We start from the raw sequence: 19,083 nt of genomic DNA, 5'->3' as shown, positions 1-19,083 counted from the left end.
AGACGGAGCATGATGGCAACCAACCATAAATGGTTGAGTCAAAATGATTTAAAAGCTGAATCATAATATTGAAAAAAGTCCCGAAAGCCAGTATGACTTTCGGGACTTTTATGTTGATAGGACAATCGGTTAGTCCCGTTCTACGACTTTTTCGTGAGCAACATTCTGCTTTTCTTTTACTACGAATTCTTCAAACAAGTCGTGCAAAAGGTGCTCAAGATAGTTTTCTAAAAAGGCGGTCGTTGCCATGGCTTCGCCAACGCGTCCCTCGAGGCGACTAAGGTCATCTTTGAAATCCTGAACGTGGGAACGGCTCGTTTGCTGCGTTTTGCAGTGGACGATGATTTCTTGGAAACGCTTTTCAAATTCTTCTTTGTTCAAGTTGCACCTCTTAATCGTTTAACAAGGACTCGGCTGTCATTAATTCTTGATGGTAACGAACACGTCCGTAGTTTTTAGCACGCATTTGAATCATGTGGACTAACTGTTCCACGTGTTGGTGATCCGTTATTTTGAAAGAGTGATGCTGTTCTAAACGGTTAGCCAACCATTCTTTGATTGCTGGAAAAAGCTTCAATGTTCCAGTTACTTCTAGGGGGATGTAATGTCCATTTGCCGATAGTTGCTGTGGCTGGAATGTTTGATTGTCAATGGTTGAAATGGCAGTGGTCAAACAGCCTCGTTCCTCTTTATCAGCAGCGTCAAGCCGATTAAATCGATATCGTCGTGCTTTTTTGCCATCCGAATAATCGACAAAAACCCACGGTAGGACTTCTTTGACTTTGAAAATTAAGTGACAGAACCAGCTGTGTGGTTCTTTTTTCGTTCGCTTCGTGATAAAGATGATAAAGTCACCCTTATGTAAATTTAATCGGCCATTGTGTGCAATATCGAAGAGGATTCCCTGAGGGTTTTTGCAATAGGGATTAATTTTCTCTTCTTGGGGCATAGTCCAAGGCTGATAGACTAAATAACTAACCATAGTGCTCCAATCGTACTGTAATTGCTAATAATATAACACAAATAATCCATATATGTGTTATATTATTGCCTAAGTTACAAAATGATTGCAAGATACGCTTGAAAGGACTTTGTATATGCAAGAAGAAAAGCCCACAAAAATGGAGATTCGTGCCCATGATTCGAGTCTCGTCAACGAACGTGAAATTAAGAATAGCCGAATGAATGAATCAATGAAAACTCGTCGTCATGGTGCGATGAAGGAAGAATTTAAGCGAAGTTTCCCGGATTATACAGCCCACATGAATTGGTTGGAAGAGACTGAGTGATTGGTTTTGCCATTAAAAAAGACTACCCATTGGGGTAGTCTTTTTTGAATTTTGTTTGGTTATTTTCTTAGGCTAAAATTGCGATATAGCCAATCATGCTGAACACAGCCACGAGACAAATCACAATAAACCAAGGTTTTTTGTATAAGGCGTAGGTCGGTTGTGCATTTTCTTCGTCTCTTTTTTCTTTTGACATACGAATCTCCCTTAAATACGTATCATGCTAAAAATCTAATCTGAATATAAAACGAATCAATTGGAATTGCAAACTTATCCAAATCGATGTTGGTGATTGACTCGAAGAAGACTGCTTAAACGGCTACCGGTGCCTTAATGGCGGGTTCCGATTCGTAGTCCACCAATTTAATGTCATCCATCGTGTAATCAAAGATAGAATGCACATCGGGATTTAGCCAAATTTTAGGTAATGGGTGCATTGGTCGGCTGAGCTGTTCTTCTACCTGATCAACGTGGTTTTTGTAAATGTGGGTATCCCCAATGGTATGCACAAAGTCACCAACTTCCAAACCAGTTTGTGCGGCAATCATGTGAATGAGAAGGGAGTAAGAAGCAATGTTGAAAGGAACACCAAGGAAAAAGTCGCCCGAGCGCTGGTAAAGTTGAGCAGATAATTTTCCGTCTGCTACGTAGAATTGTGATAGAACGTGGCAGGAAGGGAGTGGTGCTTCAGGCGTGGTTTCTGGATTCCAAGCGGTCAAAATCAACCGACGTGAATTGGGATTTGTTTTAATCTGTTCAATCAGACGACTAATTTGATCGGTTTCCTGACCACCTGGTAGTACAGATGCCCATGAACGCCATAGCTTGCCGTATACTTCGCCAATGTAGCCAAACTTTTCCATAAAGGCATCGTCTTCTAAAATTTGTTGAACAAAATAATCTTTTTGTTTCAAATATTCTGCCTTGAATTCGGGGTCTTTTTCGGCGCGTAAACCGAAATTCGTCATATCAGGACCATCGTATTCAGCTGACTCTACCCATTGTTGGAAGGCCCATTCATCCCAAATGTGGTTGTTGTGTTGCAGAAGAAAACGGATGTTGTTGTCACCGCGAAGAAACCAGAGGAGTTCGGATTTAATGAGCTTGAAAAAGACTTTTTTGGTTGTCAAAATTGGAAAGCCTTCGGAAAGGTTAAAACGCATTTGTGTTCCAAAAATCGAATAAGTACCAGTACCTGTTCGATCCCCTTTTTCATGACCTTCTTCCAAAATCTTCTTGGCTAGGTTAAGGTATTGCTCTTCGTTTTTGCTCATCTTGGTTCCCCGATTTCTTATAAATTCTGTTATCTAGTATAGCAAAAAAACAATGTCTGTCAGTTATTTTACAGGTGAGAGTATGAAAAAAGGTCAGCCTTGTTGACTGACCATTTGGCTGTGCTACCGTGCTTACTGAATGAACTGCGATAAGTTGATTTGATTGGCTGTTTCCTGTTCGAAGGGTACCTGAATTAACGGGACCTGCTTTTCTTCTAGCAGTTTTTGGGCGAAGTCATCGTTTCGGTAATCCCGCATGAAATTAATCTTTTTAATTCCGGCTTGTAGGAGCAATTTGGTGCAAAAAACGCAGGGAGCGTCTGTCACATAAAGTGTTGATCCTTCCACCGGAATCCCCATCGAAGCAGCCTGCATGAGGGCGTTTTGTTCAGCATGGACGGCGCGAATACAGTGACCATCGACGATGTAATCACCAACTTCTGTACAATGCGGTGTGCCAGAAACCGCCCCGTTATAACCAGAGGCAATAATGCGGTGGTCTTTGACTAAGATGGCACCAACGTGGCGCCTCGTACAGGTTGAACGAGTAGAAAGGATGGCGGACTGTGCAATGAAGTACTGGTCCCATGAGATTCGTTGATCGGCCATTTTAACTCCTTTTAGAGGATTGCTTTTGCTAAAATAATAATTAAGGTTATTTTACAACAGTTCGCTTTTTTCGGCGAGGCAAAGGAGAAAAAGATGGCCCAAACATTAGATGGACGCTTAGTTGCGCAAAAATTGCGAGAAAATCTAGCGAAAAAAGTTCAAGAAGATGGCGTGAAGGCGACTTTGGCAGTGGTTTATGACCCAGCAGACGATGGCTCGAGGCTCTACGTCGGTATGAAGCAACGCGCCGCTGCAAAGGTTGGCATCGCAACACAAGACATTGCGGTTCCTGCCCACGCCACTACCGAAGAAGTGCAAAACATTGTGCACGAATTAAATGAAAATCCACAAGTAACCGGGATTTTAATTCAAGCACCATTACCAGAACAAGTGGACGATGCGACCATTTTTGCCACGGTTGCACCAGAAAAGGATGTCGATGGGCTCGGTGTAACCAATCAAGGTCGTCTCTTTGCAAACGAGGCGGGTGATTATCCAGTTGCGGCTACACCCAAGGGTGTCATGACCCTACTTGATCACTACCATCTTTCAGTAAGCGGGAAAACGGCCGTTGTGATTGGTCGATCACAATTGTTTGGTCGGCCAATGGCTGCGCTCCTCTTGAATGCTGACGCAACGGTGACAATTGCCCATCGTTATACGCCTGCAGAAGTGTTGAACCGTTTGTTGGCAGAGGCGGATATAGTGGTTATTGGGGTTGGAATACCCGCCTTTATTCGTGCCAATCAGATTAAGGAAGGAGCCGTGGTCGTTGATGTTGGCATGAACGTTGTGAATGGCAAGGCTTGTGGGGATGTTGATCCAGCTGTTGCTGACCGGGCAGCATGGCTAACACCGGTTCCTGGTGGCGTTGGACCCATGACAATTGCGACTTTGTTGATTTCAACTTATGAAGCCGCGATTCGGGCCAAGGAAAATCCTGTTCAATAATAAACGAGTGGTTTCAAAGTCAAGTCTGTGAGGACTTGGCTTTTTTATTTTCGAAAAAATTCCGTTGTTTATCTTGTTGACTTTACGTGCTATGAGAGTGAAGGGGGCAAGACGATGAATCAAACTGCAAGATGGCCTGAACGTAAACAACATAGTATCCGAGAGTTTCTCCAGCAAATCCTTTCTAGCGCATTCCAGCAACAATTCAGTGATTTGTATTTTCTTCCGAAAGTGGGCAAGTACCAGTTATCTGGTCAGCAATTGGGACGCCTTCAGCAAATAATGGAGGTGTCGATTGATGATGCAAAAAGCATGCTTTCGCTGATGAAATATTGGGCACAACTGGATTTAGCTGAGATGAGACGACCACAATTGGGGCGATTTGACTTTGAGGATGGTTTCGTTCGGCTGTCGTCCGTGGGTGATTTTTTAGGACGGGAAAGTTTAGTATTACGACTCATTAGTAAGCAAGTAGGGCCACTTGCTTACCGCAACGAACAACAATGGAAAGAATTACTGGCCGACCGGCCGAGCAGTGGCCTATACCTATTGGTTGGGCCCACTGGATCTGGTAAAACCACCACGTTGCATGAACTGTTAAGAAAGTGGTCAGACCAGCTCGTTGTGCTGACAGTTGAAGACCCCGTTGAAATCGAACAGCCAGCCTTCTTACAGCTACAGGTCAATAATACGGCTGGTGTCCATTATCAAGACCTGATTAAGGTGGCGCTACGGCATCGACCGGATATTCTGGTCATTGGTGAGATTCGTGATTTGGAAACGGCACAGGCCGCCCTCCAAGCTGCCTTGTCTGGGCACCTAGTGTTGGCAACAATTCATGCTAATTCAGCTGAATTAGTTCTCGAACGATTGGTCGATCTTGGTTTGGACCGAGAACTTGTACTGGAAGCCTTAGTCAAATCAGTCTATATGCGTTTATGCACGAAAAAAAGTGGTGGATTAGAAGCTAATCTGACTGTCGTTGATTGGCGAAACAGTGAATAGTTGTTTGAGATTTTTCGGGACGGGAAAGGGAAGTGTGATGTTAAAAAAGCGGGGAAGAAAAGCATTAAAGCAGCAGGAACAGACGACTTTTTTGTCAGAATTGTCCGAACTGGTTCATGCAGGTTATTCGTTACCGTTGTCTTTGGCAGTCATTCAGAGTGGCCATTTGAAATGGCGCAGTTTACTTGAGACTGTTCAAAATCGATTAGCCGAGGGACACGACCTCACCCGGAGCCTAAGCGGGGTGTTAAGTCCAACTTTAATCAGCTACTTAGCCTTAGCACAACAGCATGGGCATTTTGAAGAAACGCTAGCCGTTTTAGTTGATAAGCTGCAGCAATTACTTGGTTATCAGCGCCAATTGAAACAAATTATGACTTATCCTGTTTTTCTTGTGTTGCTATTGTTTGGAATGGTTTATGGTCTCGAGCACACCCTGTATCCCATATTTTCAGAACTAGCTGGTAATGCAGGACAAGGCGCTGGTGGGAACTTTCCCTTAACAGCGCTGCATGTTTTACTGGCGTCGGTTGTATTGACTGGTATTTTGGGTTTCATGTTTTATATTTATTTGCTGAAATTGCCACCCCTTAGGCACCTATTAACGTTAGCTCGTTTACCTGGAGTAGCGGGATTCACGAAAGATTTAATGACAGCAATGATGGCTGAGCAACTGGCCATTTTCCTCAAAGCGGGGATGACTTTGCCGGAAATTATTGAGTATTTTGCAACTGAATCAGCTGGGAAACGTTCGCTTGGTCAAGAATTAGCAAAAAACGCCCAGTTTTCCTTGGCGAATGCCGAGGACTTAACCACATGGTTAAGTAAGCAAATCTATTTGCGTCCTGGAATTTCTGCTTACTTGACCAGGGGTTTTGAACCAGGTATTTTGTCAGCCTATTTGGCTTTTTATGCTAAAAGAGAATATCAATCCTTTCATCGACGAGTTCACCGTTCCTTTTCACTCATACAGCCCCTACTTTTTGCCATTATCGGGCTTACGATTGTTTTACTTTACTTAGCAATGTTATTACCGTTATATCAGAATTTGGGAGGTTACCAACCGTGAAACAATTAAAGTTAAAAATAAATAATTGCTTATTGAAAAATGTCGGAGGCATTGGGAAACAGCAAAGCAGCTTTACGCTGATTGAGGCGACTGTAGTTCTTTTTATCATTGCCCTGTTGATGCTGTTAATCCTGCCTAATTTAAATCGGCAACGGGAGCGAGCAGAAGCAACGCATCGAAAAGCAATGGTTGGAACGGTACAGACGCAAATTGATTTATATTTAAACGATCATCCGGAACAAAAGTCAGTGACGTTAGCCGATTTGCGAAAAGAAGACTATTTAACCAAGCAGCAGGAGGATAAGGTAAAGAAGTTGAAAATTGTGGTTAGCGGCCATGAAGCAAAGGGATAACTATCTGCACGCTTTCACATTAATTGAGTCCGTAATGGTTTTAGCAGTTGCCAGTCTGATTGTTGGGATGGCCGTCTTTTTTAGGCCAGCTAAGCCCAAGTTATCTGTTTATGATTTTGAAAGGAGTTTAGGCAGTAGTTTTGAACATAGTCGAGCTCAGGCTCAAACTGAAGGAACTTCAAAAGAGCTCCGATTTGAGAAGCATATGCTTTTTACATTAGACAGTCAATTAACCTACCCACAGGATTACCATTTAAAAGAAGAACGAACGATTAAAATACAGGCTTCGGGTTTTGTATCTCCTCAATCAATTGTTTTTTATCATTCAGGAAAAGCACTACGTTTTATCATTCAGTTTGGGGGTGGTCATTATCATTTTCAAGAATAGAAAAAGGGCGGGTTTTGCTCTAGTAGATGGGTTAATGGCACTCGGTTTAATAACGGCAATGGTTTGTTTGGAATTAGATGCAGTCGTGAATTATCAAACGGGCATGACCAGAGCCCGACAACAATTTCGAAAGCAATTGAATCGAAAAGAATTAGCCTTGCAGGATTGGCAATCATATAAAAATCGTGAGAAAACAAAGGATGAGCAACAAACAGAATCGATTAAATAACGCCTTTACAATGCTTGAATCATTTTTAGCACTGATTGTTTCAGTTATGATTATTTTTGGTTTAACGATGCTGACGCACTCGAGAAAGGATGTTGGACAAATAGATGCTCTTTTTCAGCTACAAAGCGCGTGTCAACAATTACAAGAACAGGGTTACCAATTGATTTCTTCTGATGAGAGTCGGCTGGAATTATCAAACGAAGGGCATTTAAAACGTCTCCTACTGAAACGTCATCGGTTAATTTTACAAGGGAGAAACCGTGGTGAAATGGTTTTACTAACAGGTTTGCAGAACTTGTCGTTTAGAAACCAAGAAAGTTATCAAATTGTGGAGGCGAAGACAGAACAGGGTGAAAAGCTCCGTGCTTTTTTGGTTTTGCCAAAGGAGGTGAAAAAAGAATGAAAAGAAAAAGGGCAGCCTATCTTTTACTGCCAACGCTAATTATCATTTCGGGACTTTCCTTGATTTTCGTCGTACAGCATCGGGTATTTGGTCAGCGGATTCAGACGACTAAACTCGTTAACCAAAGTTTGTTGATTGATACGGTGCAACTGAGAGCTTCCATTGCCTATTATGAAAATCACTCTTTGACGGGTCAATACGAGGAAGCGCATTACTCGATAGCAGAGAAAAAGCAAGAAATTCATATACGCTGGCATTCAAAAGAGTTTAAACGAAAGCTTTTCTAAGGCATGCTTGTCACCCCTAAGAAAAGGGGCTAAAATGGGGGCATGACAAAAGTAAATATTCCAGAACAATTTCAAACAATCGATTCGATTGTCCAAAAGGTAAAACAAAGCGAAGGTGTCAGCCAGCGACAAGCGCTTGTACAAGTGTTGGCGACACTGAATGAACAGGAATTAACTGCTAAAGATAAAGAAGTCCTTTCAGCAGATAGTCAGTTAGCAATGGAGAAGTTATTTACCATTGACTGGTCGTCCTTTTCTTTTCAGGAAAAGCGACACATTCTTCAATTGTTGATTTTAAAAGCTGATAAGGAAGATAAGATTCCAGCTAATGAGCAGTTAACTCCAGACGGGATTGGCTATTTGTTAGGTGACTTGGTAGCTAAGACAGCCAATGTTAAAAAAGCCAATGGTCAAGTGGCAACCATTACTGATATGACCGTTGGTTCAGCCAACCTTCTTTGGACAGTTCAAGAAGTTCTTGGATCAACCGATGTTGAAGTAAAAACAACTGGAATTGACGTTGTTGATTCACAGTTGGCTCTGGCGTCTGTAACAGCTGATTTGTTAAGCGATAATCAGGCTGATTTTTTCCTGGGTGATGTTGTGAACTTACCGGCAGGCGAATTATTGCCCGCTGACGTTGTGATTGGTGATTTACCCATTGGGTACTATCCGAATGAAGCGCCAGCAGGTTTTGTTACGGCATTCAAAGATGGTAAATCTTATGCTCACTTCCTAATGATTGAACAAGCACTGAACTTACTAAAGGAAGACGGTTGGGCCTACCTCGTCGTGCCGGCGGATATTTTGTCAGGTGCCCACCACGAAAGTATTTTAAAACTGTTGTCTAATAAGGCGCAGCTAAAGGCTTTCCTTACATTGCCACAAAGCTTCTTCCAAAAGAAAGAACAACAAAAAGCCATCTTGGTTATTCGCCATTCAAGTGCAACCCCTAAAACTGAAGTTATGCTAGGACAGTACCCTTCAGTAAAGGAAAGCAAAGCGCTCGAAGAATTTTTGCAAGATTTAGGTGACTGGGGTAAACTGAATAAAGAAAAAGTGCGAGATTAAACAAAGGATAGGTGGAATATTTCATGGCAAAGATTATGGCCGTTAACGCTGGTTCATCTTCATTAAAGTTCCAATTACTGGAGATGCCTGCCGAAGAAGTGATTGCCCAAGGATTAGTTGAACGTATCGGAATGGAAGATGCCATTTTCACGATTAAGTTTGCAGCAAATGAAAAGGCTGATTCAAACGAAAACGTTTCGGTTAAGGGACAAAAGGCGAAGTTCCAAAAAGTAACGCCAATTAAAGATCACTCCGTTGCAATTAACATGATGTTGGAAGAATTATCAAACTTGGATATTATTTCTGATTTCAATGAAATTGTTGGTGTCGGTCATCGTGTTGTTGCTGGTGGTGAATACTTCGATAAGTCCGTTTTGATTAACGAGGACGTATTAGCAAAGATTGATGAATTGGCAGATTATGCACCGCTTCATAATCCTGCAAACGCCATGGGTATCCGTGTTTTCCAAAAGCTTTTGCCAAAGGCAACGGAAGTGGCTGTTTTCGATACTTCCTTCCACCAAACAATGCCGAAGGTTAACTATCTGTACTCACTTCCTTACAAGTACTATGAAAAATATGGTGCTCGTAAGTACGGGGCGCATGGAACTTCACACCGTTACGTTGCGGGTAAAGCTGCGGAATTGTTAGGCCAACCAATTGAAGACCTGAAGTTAATTACGCTTCACCTTGGGGCAGGAGCCTCTATTACGGCGGTTAAGCATGGCAAGTCCTTTGACACTTCAATGGGCTTCACACCACTGGCTGGTGTGACGATGGCTACTCGTTCTGGAGACGTAGATCCTTCTTTGGTTTCCTTTATTCAAGATAAAGAAAACTTGTCCAACGATGAAATGTTAACGATTTTGAATAAGCAGTCAGGTCTTCAGGGAATTTCAGAACTATCTTCTGACATGCGTGATCTTCGTGCTGCTCGTCAAGAGAACGATAAGGCCGAATTGGCCATTGATATCTTTGTTGATCGTGTTGTGTCATACATTGGACAGTATGTTGCTAAGATGGATGGCGCTGATGCCATTGTCTTCACTGCCGGAATCGGTGAAAATGCTGATTGGGTTCGTGAAGAAGTAACTGCACGATTGGGGTACCTTGGGATTAAGATTGATCCTCAAAAGAATGATGGTTGCACTGAAGAGGCTGATATTTCAGCCGCTGATGCCAAGATTAAGACTTTGGTTGTGCCAACTGATGAAGAGTTAATGATTGCTCGTGATGTTCAGTCATTGATGAAGTAAGTGACTTTTATAAGTATGAAGAATAAAAGACACCATCTGTTTTGAAACAGTGGTGTCTTTTCCATGATTAGCAAAGAAAGTTATTCATAATGGAAATGGAATTTAAAAAACGACGTTCAAATAAAAAGAAGCATCCGATTCGAAATACTATTCTCTTGATTTTGGCTATTTTGTTAGTAGGTGCTGGGACTTTTCTTTATCTCAATCATCGTGGTTATTCAGCAAAGAACCCGAATGATATGTCATTAACCGAAGTCAAGGTAACGAGCTCTGACTCGATTAACCAAGTCGGTAAAAAATTGCAAAAGAAGGGGCTGATTTATAACGCCAAGTATTTAAATCGCTATGCTAAGCGTTATGGGGCAAAGTCAATTAAATCTGGGACTTATTTATTTTCACCCGTTCAAAGTATTGATAATGTCTATCAAGAATTGGCCCAGGGTCCTGGTGAACAGCCAGTACTGGACTCTTCCTATACTTATATTGATGGTAATAAAACGGCAGAACAGACTGCTGGGACGATGGCGGATGCAGCGAACGTTTCGCGTTCTGCATTGATTGCGGCATACACGGATAAGGACTTGATCAAAGAGATGAAGTCGAAGTATCCAAAACTTTTCTTAAACGCTAAGTCTGACATTACGCTATATGACCTGGTGATGCCCGGTATTTATAAGTTGAAGGATGAGAAGTCTGCCAAGGATCTTGTTCGAGACCTACTTGGACGAACCAATAAGGAAATGGGTAGCTACTATAGTGAGTTGAAGAAAAACGGAATTCCTGTATCAACGGCTGTTTTGTTAGCTGAAAATGGCGGAAAGACCGAATTTGATCGTCGTTTAGCTTTTATCCATAAGATTGCTTCTTACGCTCAGGAATTGAAGAGCCAATATGGCATTTTGCCATCAATTTCAATCGCACAGGCAATTCACGAATCGAACTGGGACGATTCCGAACTCTCGTCAAAGTATAATAACTTTTATGGTGTTAAAAGTGATGATACTGATTCTGGTAAGTCAGTTGTCCTTCAGACACAAGAAGTTGAAAATGGCGAAACGGTCACTAAAAACGCCCGTTTTGCAGTATATGCTTCTTACAAGGATTCAATGAAGGCCCATGCTAAAACATTGGTAAATGGTAATACTTGGAATAGCAGCCAGTTTAAGGATGTTATTTCAGCAAGTAATTATAAAGATGCAGCGCAAGCTCTGTACGATGATTCCTATGCTACCGATCCTAATTATCCGGCTGCGATTATTCGAATTATTGAAAATTGGAACTTAGCTCAGTATGATAAGTAAAGAAAGGGCCCGTATGATACGGGCCTTTTTCTTTTCCAATCGTTGATGGGAAAGATTTATGGAATAAATAATTCAAATTAATATAGATTTCTTTTGAAAAGAGTTGTGTAAGCGTTTACATTACGTTATAATAATACATGTAAACAAGTGAAAGGAGTCCACTAAAATGGATTTTGCAATTATTATGGCTTTACTCCCCGCCTTGTTCTGGGGGTCAGTTGGTCTTGTATCAACTAAAATGGGCGGTTCAGCTGCTCAACAAACTTTCGGGATGTCCGCTGGTGCTTTGATTTTCGGATTAATCACAATGTTTGGTTTCGTTATCCCGAACGGTTTCTACATGGGAACTGAAGTTTGGGTTGTTGGTCTCTTGTCCGGTTTGGTCTGGGCAATGGGCATGGCCTTCCAGTTTATGCTTTTCAAGCAGATGGGTGTGTCCCTCGGTGTGCCACTTTCAACAGCGGGTCAGATTATCATGAACGCTTTGTTGGCGGCCACGCTCTTGGGTGAATGGACGTCGATGGCAATGTGGATTGTTGGAATTGTTTCCATCATCTTGGTTGTCACTGGTGCAATCTTCATTTCAAAGCCTGATAAGGCAGATGCAACGGCCGCAAAGATTGATTCTAAGTCAATCTTCTACCTAATCATGTCAACCGCTGGCTTCATGTTGTACTTCATCTTCCCCAACTTCTTGGCAAAGATTGGTTATGTTTCAGAAGAAGTTCGTTCTGCTGGAAACGGCTTGAACTACATGACGGCGATTGTTGGTCCTCAAGCTATTGGACAGGTGATTGGTGCGATTATTATCGTACTCTTCGTCTTCCGTGAAGGAAAGACGATGTTTGATAAGCCATCATGGAAGAACTTGATCACTGGTTTGGTCTGGGCGCTTGGAAACATCTTCATGTTTGCTTCTGCTGCTAACCCACACGTTGGTCAAACGATTGCCACGACTTTGTCACAACTGAACATCATCGTTGGTACTTTTGGTGGTATTTACTTCTTGCACGAAAAGAAGTCTTCAACCCAGATGAAGGCGATCGTCATCGGAACAATTCTTGTGGTCATTGGGGCCATGATTATTGGAAATATTCATGCGTTTGCTTAAAAAATAAAATAAATTTTCGAAAGGGAAGTTCCTGATAGGAGCTTCTCTTTTTTATTTCAAAAAAACGTTGTGTATTTATTCACATTATGTATAATAAAAGATGTTATAAATGAAGGAGTTCACAAACATGGATTTTGCAATTATTTTTGCTTTGCTACCCGCTCTTTTCTGGGGATCGGTTGGTATTGTTGCAACAAAGATGGGCGGATCAGCCGCTCAGCAAACATTAGGAATGTCAGCAGGTGCCTTGCTATTCGGCTTATTACTAATGTTTGGCTTTGTCTTGCCTAGCGGTTTTTATTTCGGACCAGAAATTTGGATTGTCGGCATGTTGTCAGGACTGGTTTGGGCACTAGGAACAGCCTTTCAGCTGATGCTCTATAGCAGTTAGGGGTTTCATTGGGATTAGCCCTATCAACTGCTGGACAGATTGTGATGAATGCTTTGCTTGCCGCAACAATTTTGGGTGAATGGTCGACCATTGCCATGTGGTTAGTTGGTAGTATATCAATTGTTCTAGTGGTCATCGGTGCCATTTTTGTTTCAAAACCTGATCAAAAGAATGCTGCCTCTGTAAAGGTGTCTTCCAAATCAATTTTGTATCTGGCTCTCTCAACCGTTGGCTTTATGATTTATTTTGTTTTGCCAAATTTTTTAGCTAAAATTGGCTACGTTCCGGCTGAAGTGAAGCAAGCAGGAAATGGTTTGAATTACATGACGGCCATTGTTGGACCGCAAGCATTCGGACAATTTATTGGTTCGATTCTGATTGTTCTCTTCGTTTTCCATGAGGGAAAGACGATGGTTGAGAAAAGTACTTGGAAAAACATGGGAACCGGGATAGTTTGGGCATTAGGAAACATTTTCATGTTTATCTCCGCTGCCAATCCTGCCGTGGGTCAAACGATTGCCACAACGCTTTCACAACTAAATGTTGTTGTCGGAACGTTAGGGGGTATCTATCTTCTGAATGAAAAGAAGAGTTCGATGCAGATGAAGGCAATCATAATTGGAACGGTCTTAATATTGATTGGTGCCATGTTGATTGGAAACATTCATTCGTTTGCGTAAAGATGGCAATCAAAAAGGGAAGTCCATATTATAATGGACTTCCCTTTTTATTTTATTCAGCGCTTTCAACCTTTAAGATTTTGACTTGGATATCAACACCGTTTGGTAATGGCACTTTAACAGTTTCATCTTGGTGCTTTCCAATCAAAGCGTTTGCCATTGGTGATTCATTGGAAATCTTACCTGACAAAGGATCCGCTTCGACAGAACCAACGATAGTATACGTTTCAGGCTCTTCATCTGGTAGTTCTTGGAATGTCACGGTCTTACCCATCGCTACTTCGTCAGCGGCTGAATCATCAGCAGAAATGATCTCGGCGTTTTCAATCATCTTACGCAAAGTCACGATTCGGCCTTCAACAAAGGCTTGTTCGTCCTTTGCTGATTGGTACTCAGAGTTTTCGGATAAGTCGCCGTAAGAACGGGCGATTTGAATACGCTTTGTAATTTCAGGACGTTGCCGGGTGATTAAGTCCTCCACCTCAGCTTCTAGTTTGTCGCGACCTTCGGCCGTCATTGGAAATGTTTTTTCTTCCGCCATGGTTATTCATCCTTTCAATGCCTTTGGCATAAAAAATACAGCAAACTGACTATATCACGGGCGCCTGTTGCGCGCAAGTGAAAAACGTACTTTGTAGCCAGAAAACAGGGCAACAACAGCCACTACGGTGATAAAGGTGGCGCTTAAAATCAAACCTGGTAAGAAAAGAGGGGGCATGTAGGAAAGCGTTATCTGATGTTTGCCAGCTGTGGTTGGGATTGCGATGAGGCCACCAGCGACCGTTTTAGTTGGGACGACACGGCCATCGACTTTGGCAACCCAACCCGGAGCTGATGGAATGCTTGTCATGATGAGCGGCTGAGCCTTTGTCGTTTGGATTGTTCCCTTCAAGTAACGGCTATTGCTTTTTTCAACATTCAGGGGGTGTTGTTGGAGTTCACTAAGATCTTGATTGACCAAATCCTGATCAAGTGCATAAAGAGCAAGATCGTCCAAATAACGGTTTGAAACCGATTTGTCAAAGACGAAAGTCAGCAACTGCTTTTGACCCTTGGCATTGTTTGCAACATTTAAAGCCACGCTGTGGTCGTACCCGGTTTGCTGGGTGACCCGCTGACCATTGGCGATGATGGTCACTCCAGAAAGGTCAAAGGCACCACCTAAGTTTAGGTAGTAGGCGCCATCTGTTTGTGGTGTAAAAGTCAAAACGAGGGTGGACGGCTGTTTGTGATCAATTTGGACAATCGAACCGCCAGTAATTTGTCCTAGTTTTTGGATGTTGTAAGAACCACTTACCTCGAGAGGTTGCTGAGTCAAAATTTGTTGGTTCGATTGACCAACCAGTGATTTGAGGAGGTTGGCCTGATTCTGCAATGGATAGCGTTTCTGGTTTTTGAAGGAGAGCGCCTCCTTGGAAGCAGCATAGGCAACGGGTAGGGCTCGCTCGTTTTTAACTAGTCGCCAACCATTTCCAGATGATTGGCTAGCGGATTGAAGATAGTCCGGACGAAATGATCGTTTGAGTGACTGTGTTCGGTCCGCCGAGGCATCCTGACTTTGGTCGAGGTAATATTTAAATGAAAGTAAGGAATCGGTAATGATTGTTCCGTTACTATAAGAAATTTTCGAATCCCCAGCAATTTGGCCCATGTTGCGGAAGAAAGCCGAAGAGGAAGCCGGTAAGAGGGAAGAAAAGTGCGAACCGGCTTTGAAATAACCTAGAAAGCCATCGTTATACGTACGACCAATGCCTTCAGCAACTCGATACCAGGAGCGGTCCTTTTCAAGATGGCGGTTGACCATGGTCACTTGTTTTGCTCCCTTTTGATACTCAGCGTTTGTTAGATACGATAAGTGATTCAGGGTAAGGGCGAGGTTGGCCATCAAGAAGACCGCTGTGATAAGGAGTAGGAGAAACTGTTTGATTTGTTTCTTTGTGACAAAAATCAGAGTGAGTAGCGTAAGCAGGTAACCAAATAGGAAGGTGAAAAGCTCGGGCTTATTTAGATAGGAAAGTTGATTCATGAAAAATGAACCGAGCACTGTGATTGTTAGCGTGGCTAAAAGGTAAAAGCCGCGTGCTAAGTTGGTTAGCGCTTGATCACTGTCATAACCTCGTGCTGCCATCACAATCAGTAGAAACGAAATCAAGAAGGAGAAGCGGGCTGGGTACCAAACTGGGTACTGCCCGCCGTGAAATAGAAGAACGAGCGGAATCCAACAGGTGGCTAGCAGGAGAACAATCAGTGCGAAAAGCGAAGCCACTCTTTCGCTTAGCCGAATGTTCTTTTTAGTGAAAAAAGGCCAAAGGAAGAACAAGACGACGGGGGCTACCAGAAAATTGGCTTGACCGGTTTGCATTTGGCTAAAATCAAAGGAACCGGGGATGAGTTTAAAGAATAGCGTGGCAGGATTGTTTTCGAAACCAAGTGTCCAGTTGGCAGAGTGGGTTGTTTTACCAAGCGTCAATTGATCGAGTGTTGGTAGCCAAAGCCAAGCGGTCGCCACGATGGCAGTGACGCCTGCTAAACAAATCTTGATGAGTGATTTAATTGGTAATAAAGCAACGTCTTCTTGCTGATAGGCAATTGGGAGGTAGAGCACTAGGAAAAGGGCAATCATCCAAGCGATGTAGTAGTTCGAAAGAATAGTCGCTATTAAGACGATGATGAAGGGCCACGTTTTCCCCGTTTTCAAGAGTCGGTGTAGCGTGCATAGCAGCAAAGGTAATAGGATGGCCGTATCCAACCACAGTAGGTTAAGGGCGTTGGCAACAAACCAGGCAGAGAGTGGGTAATTAATGGCAAAAAGCGTGATAGCATAACCCTTTAAGTGGTAACTGTTTTTTAAAAACAGGCCCATCGTGAGACCTGCCGTTGCTAGCTTAAGAATGGTGACCAGTAAAATCCATGCTGGCAGTGACTGGGCATCGGCCAACAGAAAAAAGAGGTTGAATGGCGACATCAAGTAATAAGACCATTCCCCAATCATGTCGCCACCTAAACCGGATGAAAAGGAATAGAAAAAGGACGATGGGTCATGTAAAATTGTTGTCTTAAACTGAGCGAAATAGTCCAGGTATTGTTGCCCTAAATCGACCGTTAGAATGGTCGAAGAACCAAAGGGGGCCATGTGCCGATAGACAAAGTAAAGCAGCAGGCTTGCAAAGGGAATCCAAAAAGAAAGGGCAAGCGGACCATATCCAAATTTTTTCATCAAATTATTTCGTATCATCATGTCTTAAGAATACCAAAAAATGGGTGAATTTTAGCGGAAAATTCACCCAATATGGTAAAGTAGAAGAGATTGAAAATGCTTTTTTGCGCGAATTTTTCTTGGAAAGATGAATCTTTATTATGAATCGTAATCGTTACCTAGATGATACTAATAAAAACGACGCCCGGGCCAACCTACCAGGGCGTTTAAAACTGCTACTTGGTTTGGTAGTTGCTCTTATTGCGGCACTGCTCATTCAGTTGGCTTTTTTGACTTTGAAACAGGGAGCCGGTTATCTTTCAGAGGTGAACCAGTCAGATCAAACCGTTGAAAAAGGAAACGCACCGCGTGGGCTGATCTATGACGCCACTGGTAAAGTCATTACGGGTAACCAGTCGGCAACGGCCGTTACGTATACCCGTGGGTCGACAACGACTACCACGCAGATTGCCACCATTGCTAAGAAGCTATCGAAGTATATCAGCATTGATACGACACGCTTGAACGCCCGTTCCAAGGCCGATTACTACTTAGTGACGGATACCAAGGGTGCTGAAAAAGTTCAGGAAGCGGTTAAAAAAGAGAATCCAACAACGGCTTCCTCTTGGTCGACGACACAATTGAATACGGCCATGGCCCAGTACGTGATGAAACATAACTTAGCCAAGAATGTTGATGATAACGTCGCCATGATTTTCCAAAAAATGTCCGGGGCTTCGGCTCTTTCAACTACCTATATTAAGGATTCGGATGTTTCAGACGATGCCCAGGCCAAGATTGCCGAACGAATGGCTTCGATGCCTGGGGTCAAAATTGGTGAATCGTGGTCCCGTAACTATCCGGAAGGAAACGACTTTCAATCGTTGACAGGAACGGTTTCGGATGAATCTGCCGGGCTGCCTTCTGATCGACTGCACCGTTTGCTGGCCGAAGGCTATTCACAAAACGAACCAGTGGGAACGTCTGCTCTTGAAAAGCAGTATGAATCACTTCTAAAGGGTTCGCCGTCACAAACAACCGTGACGACCATGGGGAACGTGAAGACGTCTTCGATTAAGTATCAAGGTCAAGCGGGTGACTCGCTCAAATTGACAATTAATGCTGAGTACCAGAAAAAAGTCCAACAAATCTTGGAGGACAACTTGCCTGGCGGAAACGTGCAAGGGGCTTATTCGACCGTAATTAACCCTTATACCGGGGGGATTTACGCCATGGCTGGGGTTAGTCGTGATTCATCCACTGGGAAGAAGACGGCCAACCAGCTTGGAAACATTAACCAAGCCATCGTCATGGGGTCGGTTGTTAAGCCGGCGGTTCTGGCAACCGGTTTCCAAAAAGGCGTGATTACACCTACCTCGAATACGATGAACGATCAAGCGATTAAGATTGCCGGTACTCCAACCATTACTTCCTATTGGAACAAGAATGGGACACCGACACCAATTGATGCTCGAACGGCTTTGGAAACGTCATCGAACTCGTACTTCGTTCAGTTGGGAATGAAAATTGGTGGCCAAACCTACTCGTCTGGTTCCTCTTTGCATTTGAACTCCGATGCCTTCCAGACCTTGCGAAATGGTCTTGGACAGTTCGGTTTGGGCACGAAGACGGGTATTGATGTTGAAGGCGAAACAGCCGGATACAAGGGGCTGACGACGGGTACCAACATGGGTAAGTATTTGTATGAGTCCTTTGGGCAATACGATTCCTACACAACGTTGCAACTTGCTCGTTATGTTTCAGCAATTGCTAACGGTGGCTACCTCGTGCAACCACATCTGGTTGGTTCGGTTTTGCAGACTGATAAGGATGCTAAGTACCAAAAGACGGTATGGACGGCTGAACCACAGCTTCAGTCACAGGTATCGCTTTCAAGCGATGAGTGGAAAGTCATCAAGGATGGTATGTACCAAGTGGCGAACGGTTCGTCTTCCCATAACACGGGAACGGCTTTGCATAATATGACACCAAAGGTATATGCGAAGACTGGAACGGCCGAAACGTCGACGAACGGACACACGACTTTTACTGAGTCGATGGTTGTTTATGTTCCTGGCACACCATTTGCGATGTCTTTGGCCATCCCAGGAATGGATTCCTACTTGGATGGAACGAACGGCCGAATTGCCAAGCAAATCATTGAAGCCTTCTGGCAGATGGTAGTGGCTAGTCCTAATTCATAAGTAAAGAAAAAGCCTT

The 19,083-nt window shown here is 43.2% G+C and carries 21 protein-coding genes and 1 pseudogene; 15 read left to right on the top strand and 7 right to left on the bottom strand.

The annotated features are described in order from the left end of the window. Nucleotides 1–129: 129 nt before the first annotated feature. Together IV71_RS05295 and IV71_RS05290 are read right to left on the bottom strand one after the other, a co-directional pair. Nucleotides 130–381, bottom strand: a complete 252-nt coding sequence (locus IV71_RS05295; protein WP_010690726.1) for a hypothetical protein — start codon at nt 379–381, stop codon at nt 130–132. Between the two features lie 10 nt (nt 382–391). After that, the gene (locus tag IV71_RS05290) at nt 392–982 is read right to left on the bottom strand and encodes a hypothetical protein (protein WP_010690728.1); all 591 of its coding nucleotides are present in this window, start codon (nt 980–982) and stop codon (nt 392–394) included. Nucleotides 983–1,097: 115 nt separating this feature from the next. Here IV71_RS05290 and IV71_RS05285 point away from each other — a divergent pair, with 115 nt between their 5' ends. After that, entirely contained in the window at nt 1,098–1,289 is a 192-nt protein-coding gene (locus IV71_RS05285) for a hypothetical protein (protein ID WP_010690729.1), read from the top strand. Nucleotides 1,290–1,356: 67 nt separating this feature from the next. Here the strand turns inward: IV71_RS05285 and IV71_RS08440 are convergent, their stop codons facing one another. The 3 genes from IV71_RS08440 to IV71_RS05275 all read right to left on the bottom strand — a co-directional run bounded on the left by IV71_RS08440 (nt 1,357) and on the right by IV71_RS05275 (nt 3,172). Beyond that, complete coding sequence (locus tag IV71_RS08440; protein WP_010690730.1) at nt 1,357–1,485, bottom strand: hypothetical protein; 129 nt, start codon at nt 1,483–1,485, stop codon at nt 1,357–1,359. A gap of 115 nt (nt 1,486–1,600) precedes the next feature. Further along, on the bottom strand, nt 1,601–2,563 hold the full coding sequence (locus tag IV71_RS05280) for a thymidylate synthase (RefSeq protein WP_010690731.1): 963 nt from the start codon (nt 2,561–2,563) through the stop codon (nt 1,601–1,603). 132 nt (nt 2,564–2,695) lie between these two features. Then, nucleotides 2,696–3,172 carry a deoxycytidylate deaminase gene (locus tag IV71_RS05275; protein WP_010690732.1) on the bottom strand — a complete coding sequence of 159 codons (477 nt, stop codon included), beginning with the start codon at nt 3,170–3,172 and terminating at the stop codon, nt 2,696–2,698. Between the two features lie 93 nt (nt 3,173–3,265). On the opposite strand from IV71_RS05275, the gene IV71_RS05270 reads away from it, so the two are divergent. The 13 genes and pseudogenes from IV71_RS05270 (at nt 3,266) to IV71_RS05210 (ending at nt 13,667) form a co-directional block, all read left to right on the top strand. Further along, the gene (locus tag IV71_RS05270) at nt 3,266–4,123 is read left to right on the top strand and encodes a bifunctional 5,10-methylenetetrahydrofolate dehydrogenase/5,10-methenyltetrahydrofolate cyclohydrolase (RefSeq protein ID WP_010690733.1); all 858 of its coding nucleotides are present in this window, start codon (nt 3,266–3,268) and stop codon (nt 4,121–4,123) included. A gap of 114 nt (nt 4,124–4,237) precedes the next feature. Continuing rightward, on the top strand, nt 4,238–5,128 hold the full coding sequence (locus IV71_RS05265; protein ID WP_010690734.1) for an ATPase, T2SS/T4P/T4SS family: 891 nt from the start codon (nt 4,238–4,240) through the stop codon (nt 5,126–5,128). 37 nt (nt 5,129–5,165) lie between these two features. Beyond that, the gene (locus IV71_RS05260) at nt 5,166–6,197 is read left to right on the top strand and encodes a type II secretion system F family protein (protein ID WP_010690735.1); all 1,032 of its coding nucleotides are present in this window, start codon (nt 5,166–5,168) and stop codon (nt 6,195–6,197) included. Further along, nucleotides 6,194–6,550 (top strand): prepilin-type N-terminal cleavage/methylation domain-containing protein, encoded by a 357-nt coding sequence (locus IV71_RS05255; RefSeq protein WP_010690736.1) that lies wholly within the window; start codon nt 6,194–6,196, stop codon nt 6,548–6,550. Before IV71_RS05260 ends, IV71_RS05255 begins: the two co-directional genes overlap by 4 nt. A 34-nt stretch (nt 6,551–6,584) precedes the next feature. Beyond that, nucleotides 6,585–6,938, top strand: coding sequence for a hypothetical protein (locus IV71_RS05250; protein WP_158534692.1), 354 nt, complete (start codon nt 6,585–6,587; stop codon nt 6,936–6,938). Nucleotides 6,939–6,972: 34 nt separating this feature from the next. After that, on the top strand, nt 6,973–7,167 hold the full coding sequence (locus IV71_RS05245; protein WP_010690738.1) for a hypothetical protein: 195 nt from the start codon (nt 6,973–6,975) through the stop codon (nt 7,165–7,167). Then, entirely contained in the window at nt 7,139–7,570 is a 432-nt protein-coding gene (locus tag IV71_RS05240; RefSeq protein ID WP_010690739.1) for a hypothetical protein, read from the top strand. Before IV71_RS05245 ends, IV71_RS05240 begins: the two co-directional genes overlap by 29 nt. Beyond that, nucleotides 7,567–7,857 carry a hypothetical protein gene (locus IV71_RS05235; protein WP_010690740.1) on the top strand — a complete coding sequence of 97 codons (291 nt, stop codon included), beginning with the start codon at nt 7,567–7,569 and terminating at the stop codon, nt 7,855–7,857. The genes IV71_RS05240 and IV71_RS05235 overlap by 4 nt, the downstream gene beginning before the upstream one ends. Before the next feature lie 42 nt (nt 7,858–7,899). Next, nucleotides 7,900–8,928, top strand: coding sequence for a class I SAM-dependent methyltransferase (locus tag IV71_RS05230; protein ID WP_010690741.1), 1,029 nt, complete (start codon nt 7,900–7,902; stop codon nt 8,926–8,928). Nucleotides 8,929–8,951: 23 nt separating this feature from the next. Continuing rightward, nucleotides 8,952–10,184 (top strand): acetate/propionate family kinase, encoded by a 1,233-nt coding sequence (locus IV71_RS05225; RefSeq protein ID WP_010690742.1) that lies wholly within the window; start codon nt 8,952–8,954, stop codon nt 10,182–10,184. Between the two features lie 89 nt (nt 10,185–10,273). Next, nucleotides 10,274–11,485 carry an endolytic transglycosylase MltG gene (locus IV71_RS05220; RefSeq protein ID WP_010690743.1) on the top strand — a complete coding sequence of 404 codons (1,212 nt, stop codon included), beginning with the start codon at nt 10,274–10,276 and terminating at the stop codon, nt 11,483–11,485. 166 nt (nt 11,486–11,651) lie between these two features. Continuing rightward, nucleotides 11,652–12,596 (top strand): GRP family sugar transporter, encoded by a 945-nt coding sequence (locus tag IV71_RS05215; protein WP_010690744.1) that lies wholly within the window; start codon nt 11,652–11,654, stop codon nt 12,594–12,596. Between the two features lie 127 nt (nt 12,597–12,723). Further along, nucleotides 12,724–13,667, top strand: a pseudogene (locus IV71_RS05210) (GRP family sugar transporter). Nucleotides 13,668–13,719: 52 nt separating this feature from the next. Here the strand turns inward: IV71_RS05210 and greA are convergent. Next, complete coding sequence (gene greA, locus IV71_RS05205; protein WP_010690745.1) at nt 13,720–14,208, bottom strand: transcription elongation factor GreA; 489 nt, start codon at nt 14,206–14,208, stop codon at nt 13,720–13,722. 54 nt (nt 14,209–14,262) lie between these two features. Beyond that, nucleotides 14,263–16,884 carry a YfhO family protein gene (locus tag IV71_RS05200; RefSeq protein ID WP_010690746.1) on the bottom strand — a complete coding sequence of 874 codons (2,622 nt, stop codon included), beginning with the start codon at nt 16,882–16,884 and terminating at the stop codon, nt 14,263–14,265. A gap of 140 nt (nt 16,885–17,024) precedes the next feature. Between IV71_RS05200 and IV71_RS05195 the strand changes: the two genes are divergently transcribed. After that, the gene (locus tag IV71_RS05195; RefSeq protein ID WP_010690747.1) at nt 17,025–19,067 is read left to right on the top strand and encodes a peptidoglycan D,D-transpeptidase FtsI family protein; all 2,043 of its coding nucleotides are present in this window, start codon (nt 17,025–17,027) and stop codon (nt 19,065–19,067) included. Nucleotides 19,068–19,083 lie beyond the last annotated feature (16 nt).

It is taken from the genome of Fructobacillus fructosus KCTC 3544 (assembly GCF_001438695.1).
GTDB classification, from domain to species: Bacteria; Bacillota; Bacilli; order Lactobacillales; family Lactobacillaceae; genus Fructobacillus; species Fructobacillus fructosus.
Note: the sequence above shows the minus strand (reverse complement) of the source record. Positions and strands in the feature narration are given on the sequence as shown.

What these genes read in the sequence shown, in the direction of transcription:
- IV71_RS05290 (WP_010690728.1), bottom strand. Translation starts at nt 982, where the DNA reads ATGGTTAGTTATTTAGTCTATCAGCCTTGGACTATGCCCCAAGAAGAG.
- IV71_RS05285 (WP_010690729.1), top strand. Translation starts at nt 1,098, where the DNA reads ATGCAAGAAGAAAAGCCCACAAAAATGGAGATTCGTGCCCATGATTCG.
- IV71_RS08440 (WP_010690730.1), bottom strand. Translation starts at nt 1,485, where the DNA reads ATGTCAAAAGAAAAAAGAGACGAAGAAAATGCACAACCGACCTACGCC.
- IV71_RS05280 (WP_010690731.1), bottom strand. Translation starts at nt 2,563, where the DNA reads ATGAGCAAAAACGAAGAGCAATACCTTAACCTAGCCAAGAAGATTTTG.
- IV71_RS05275 (WP_010690732.1), bottom strand. Translation starts at nt 3,172, where the DNA reads ATGGCCGATCAACGAATCTCATGGGACCAGTACTTCATTGCACAGTCC.
- IV71_RS05270 (WP_010690733.1), top strand. Translation starts at nt 3,266, where the DNA reads ATGGCCCAAACATTAGATGGACGCTTAGTTGCGCAAAAATTGCGAGAA.
- IV71_RS05265 (WP_010690734.1), top strand. Translation starts at nt 4,238, where the DNA reads ATGAATCAAACTGCAAGATGGCCTGAACGTAAACAACATAGTATCCGA.
- IV71_RS05260 (WP_010690735.1), top strand. Translation starts at nt 5,166, where the DNA reads ATGTTAAAAAAGCGGGGAAGAAAAGCATTAAAGCAGCAGGAACAGACG.
- IV71_RS05250 (WP_158534692.1), top strand. Translation starts at nt 6,585, where the DNA reads ATGGTTTTAGCAGTTGCCAGTCTGATTGTTGGGATGGCCGTCTTTTTT.
- IV71_RS05245 (WP_010690738.1), top strand. Translation starts at nt 6,973, where the DNA reads ATGGCACTCGGTTTAATAACGGCAATGGTTTGTTTGGAATTAGATGCA.
- IV71_RS05240 (WP_010690739.1), top strand. Translation starts at nt 7,139, where the DNA reads ATGAGCAACAAACAGAATCGATTAAATAACGCCTTTACAATGCTTGAA.
- IV71_RS05235 (WP_010690740.1), top strand. Translation starts at nt 7,567, where the DNA reads ATGAAAAGAAAAAGGGCAGCCTATCTTTTACTGCCAACGCTAATTATC.
- IV71_RS05230 (WP_010690741.1), top strand. Translation starts at nt 7,900, where the DNA reads ATGACAAAAGTAAATATTCCAGAACAATTTCAAACAATCGATTCGATT.
- IV71_RS05225 (WP_010690742.1), top strand. Translation starts at nt 8,952, where the DNA reads ATGGCAAAGATTATGGCCGTTAACGCTGGTTCATCTTCATTAAAGTTC.
- IV71_RS05220 (WP_010690743.1), top strand. Translation starts at nt 10,274, where the DNA reads ATGGAAATGGAATTTAAAAAACGACGTTCAAATAAAAAGAAGCATCCG.
- IV71_RS05215 (WP_010690744.1), top strand. Translation starts at nt 11,652, where the DNA reads ATGGATTTTGCAATTATTATGGCTTTACTCCCCGCCTTGTTCTGGGGG.
- greA (WP_010690745.1), bottom strand. Translation starts at nt 14,208, where the DNA reads ATGGCGGAAGAAAAAACATTTCCAATGACGGCCGAAGGTCGCGACAAA.
- IV71_RS05200 (WP_010690746.1), bottom strand. Translation starts at nt 16,884, where the DNA reads ATGAAAAAATTTGGATATGGTCCGCTTGCCCTTTCTTTTTGGATTCCC.
- IV71_RS05195 (WP_010690747.1), top strand. Translation starts at nt 17,025, where the DNA reads ATGAATCGTAATCGTTACCTAGATGATACTAATAAAAACGACGCCCGG.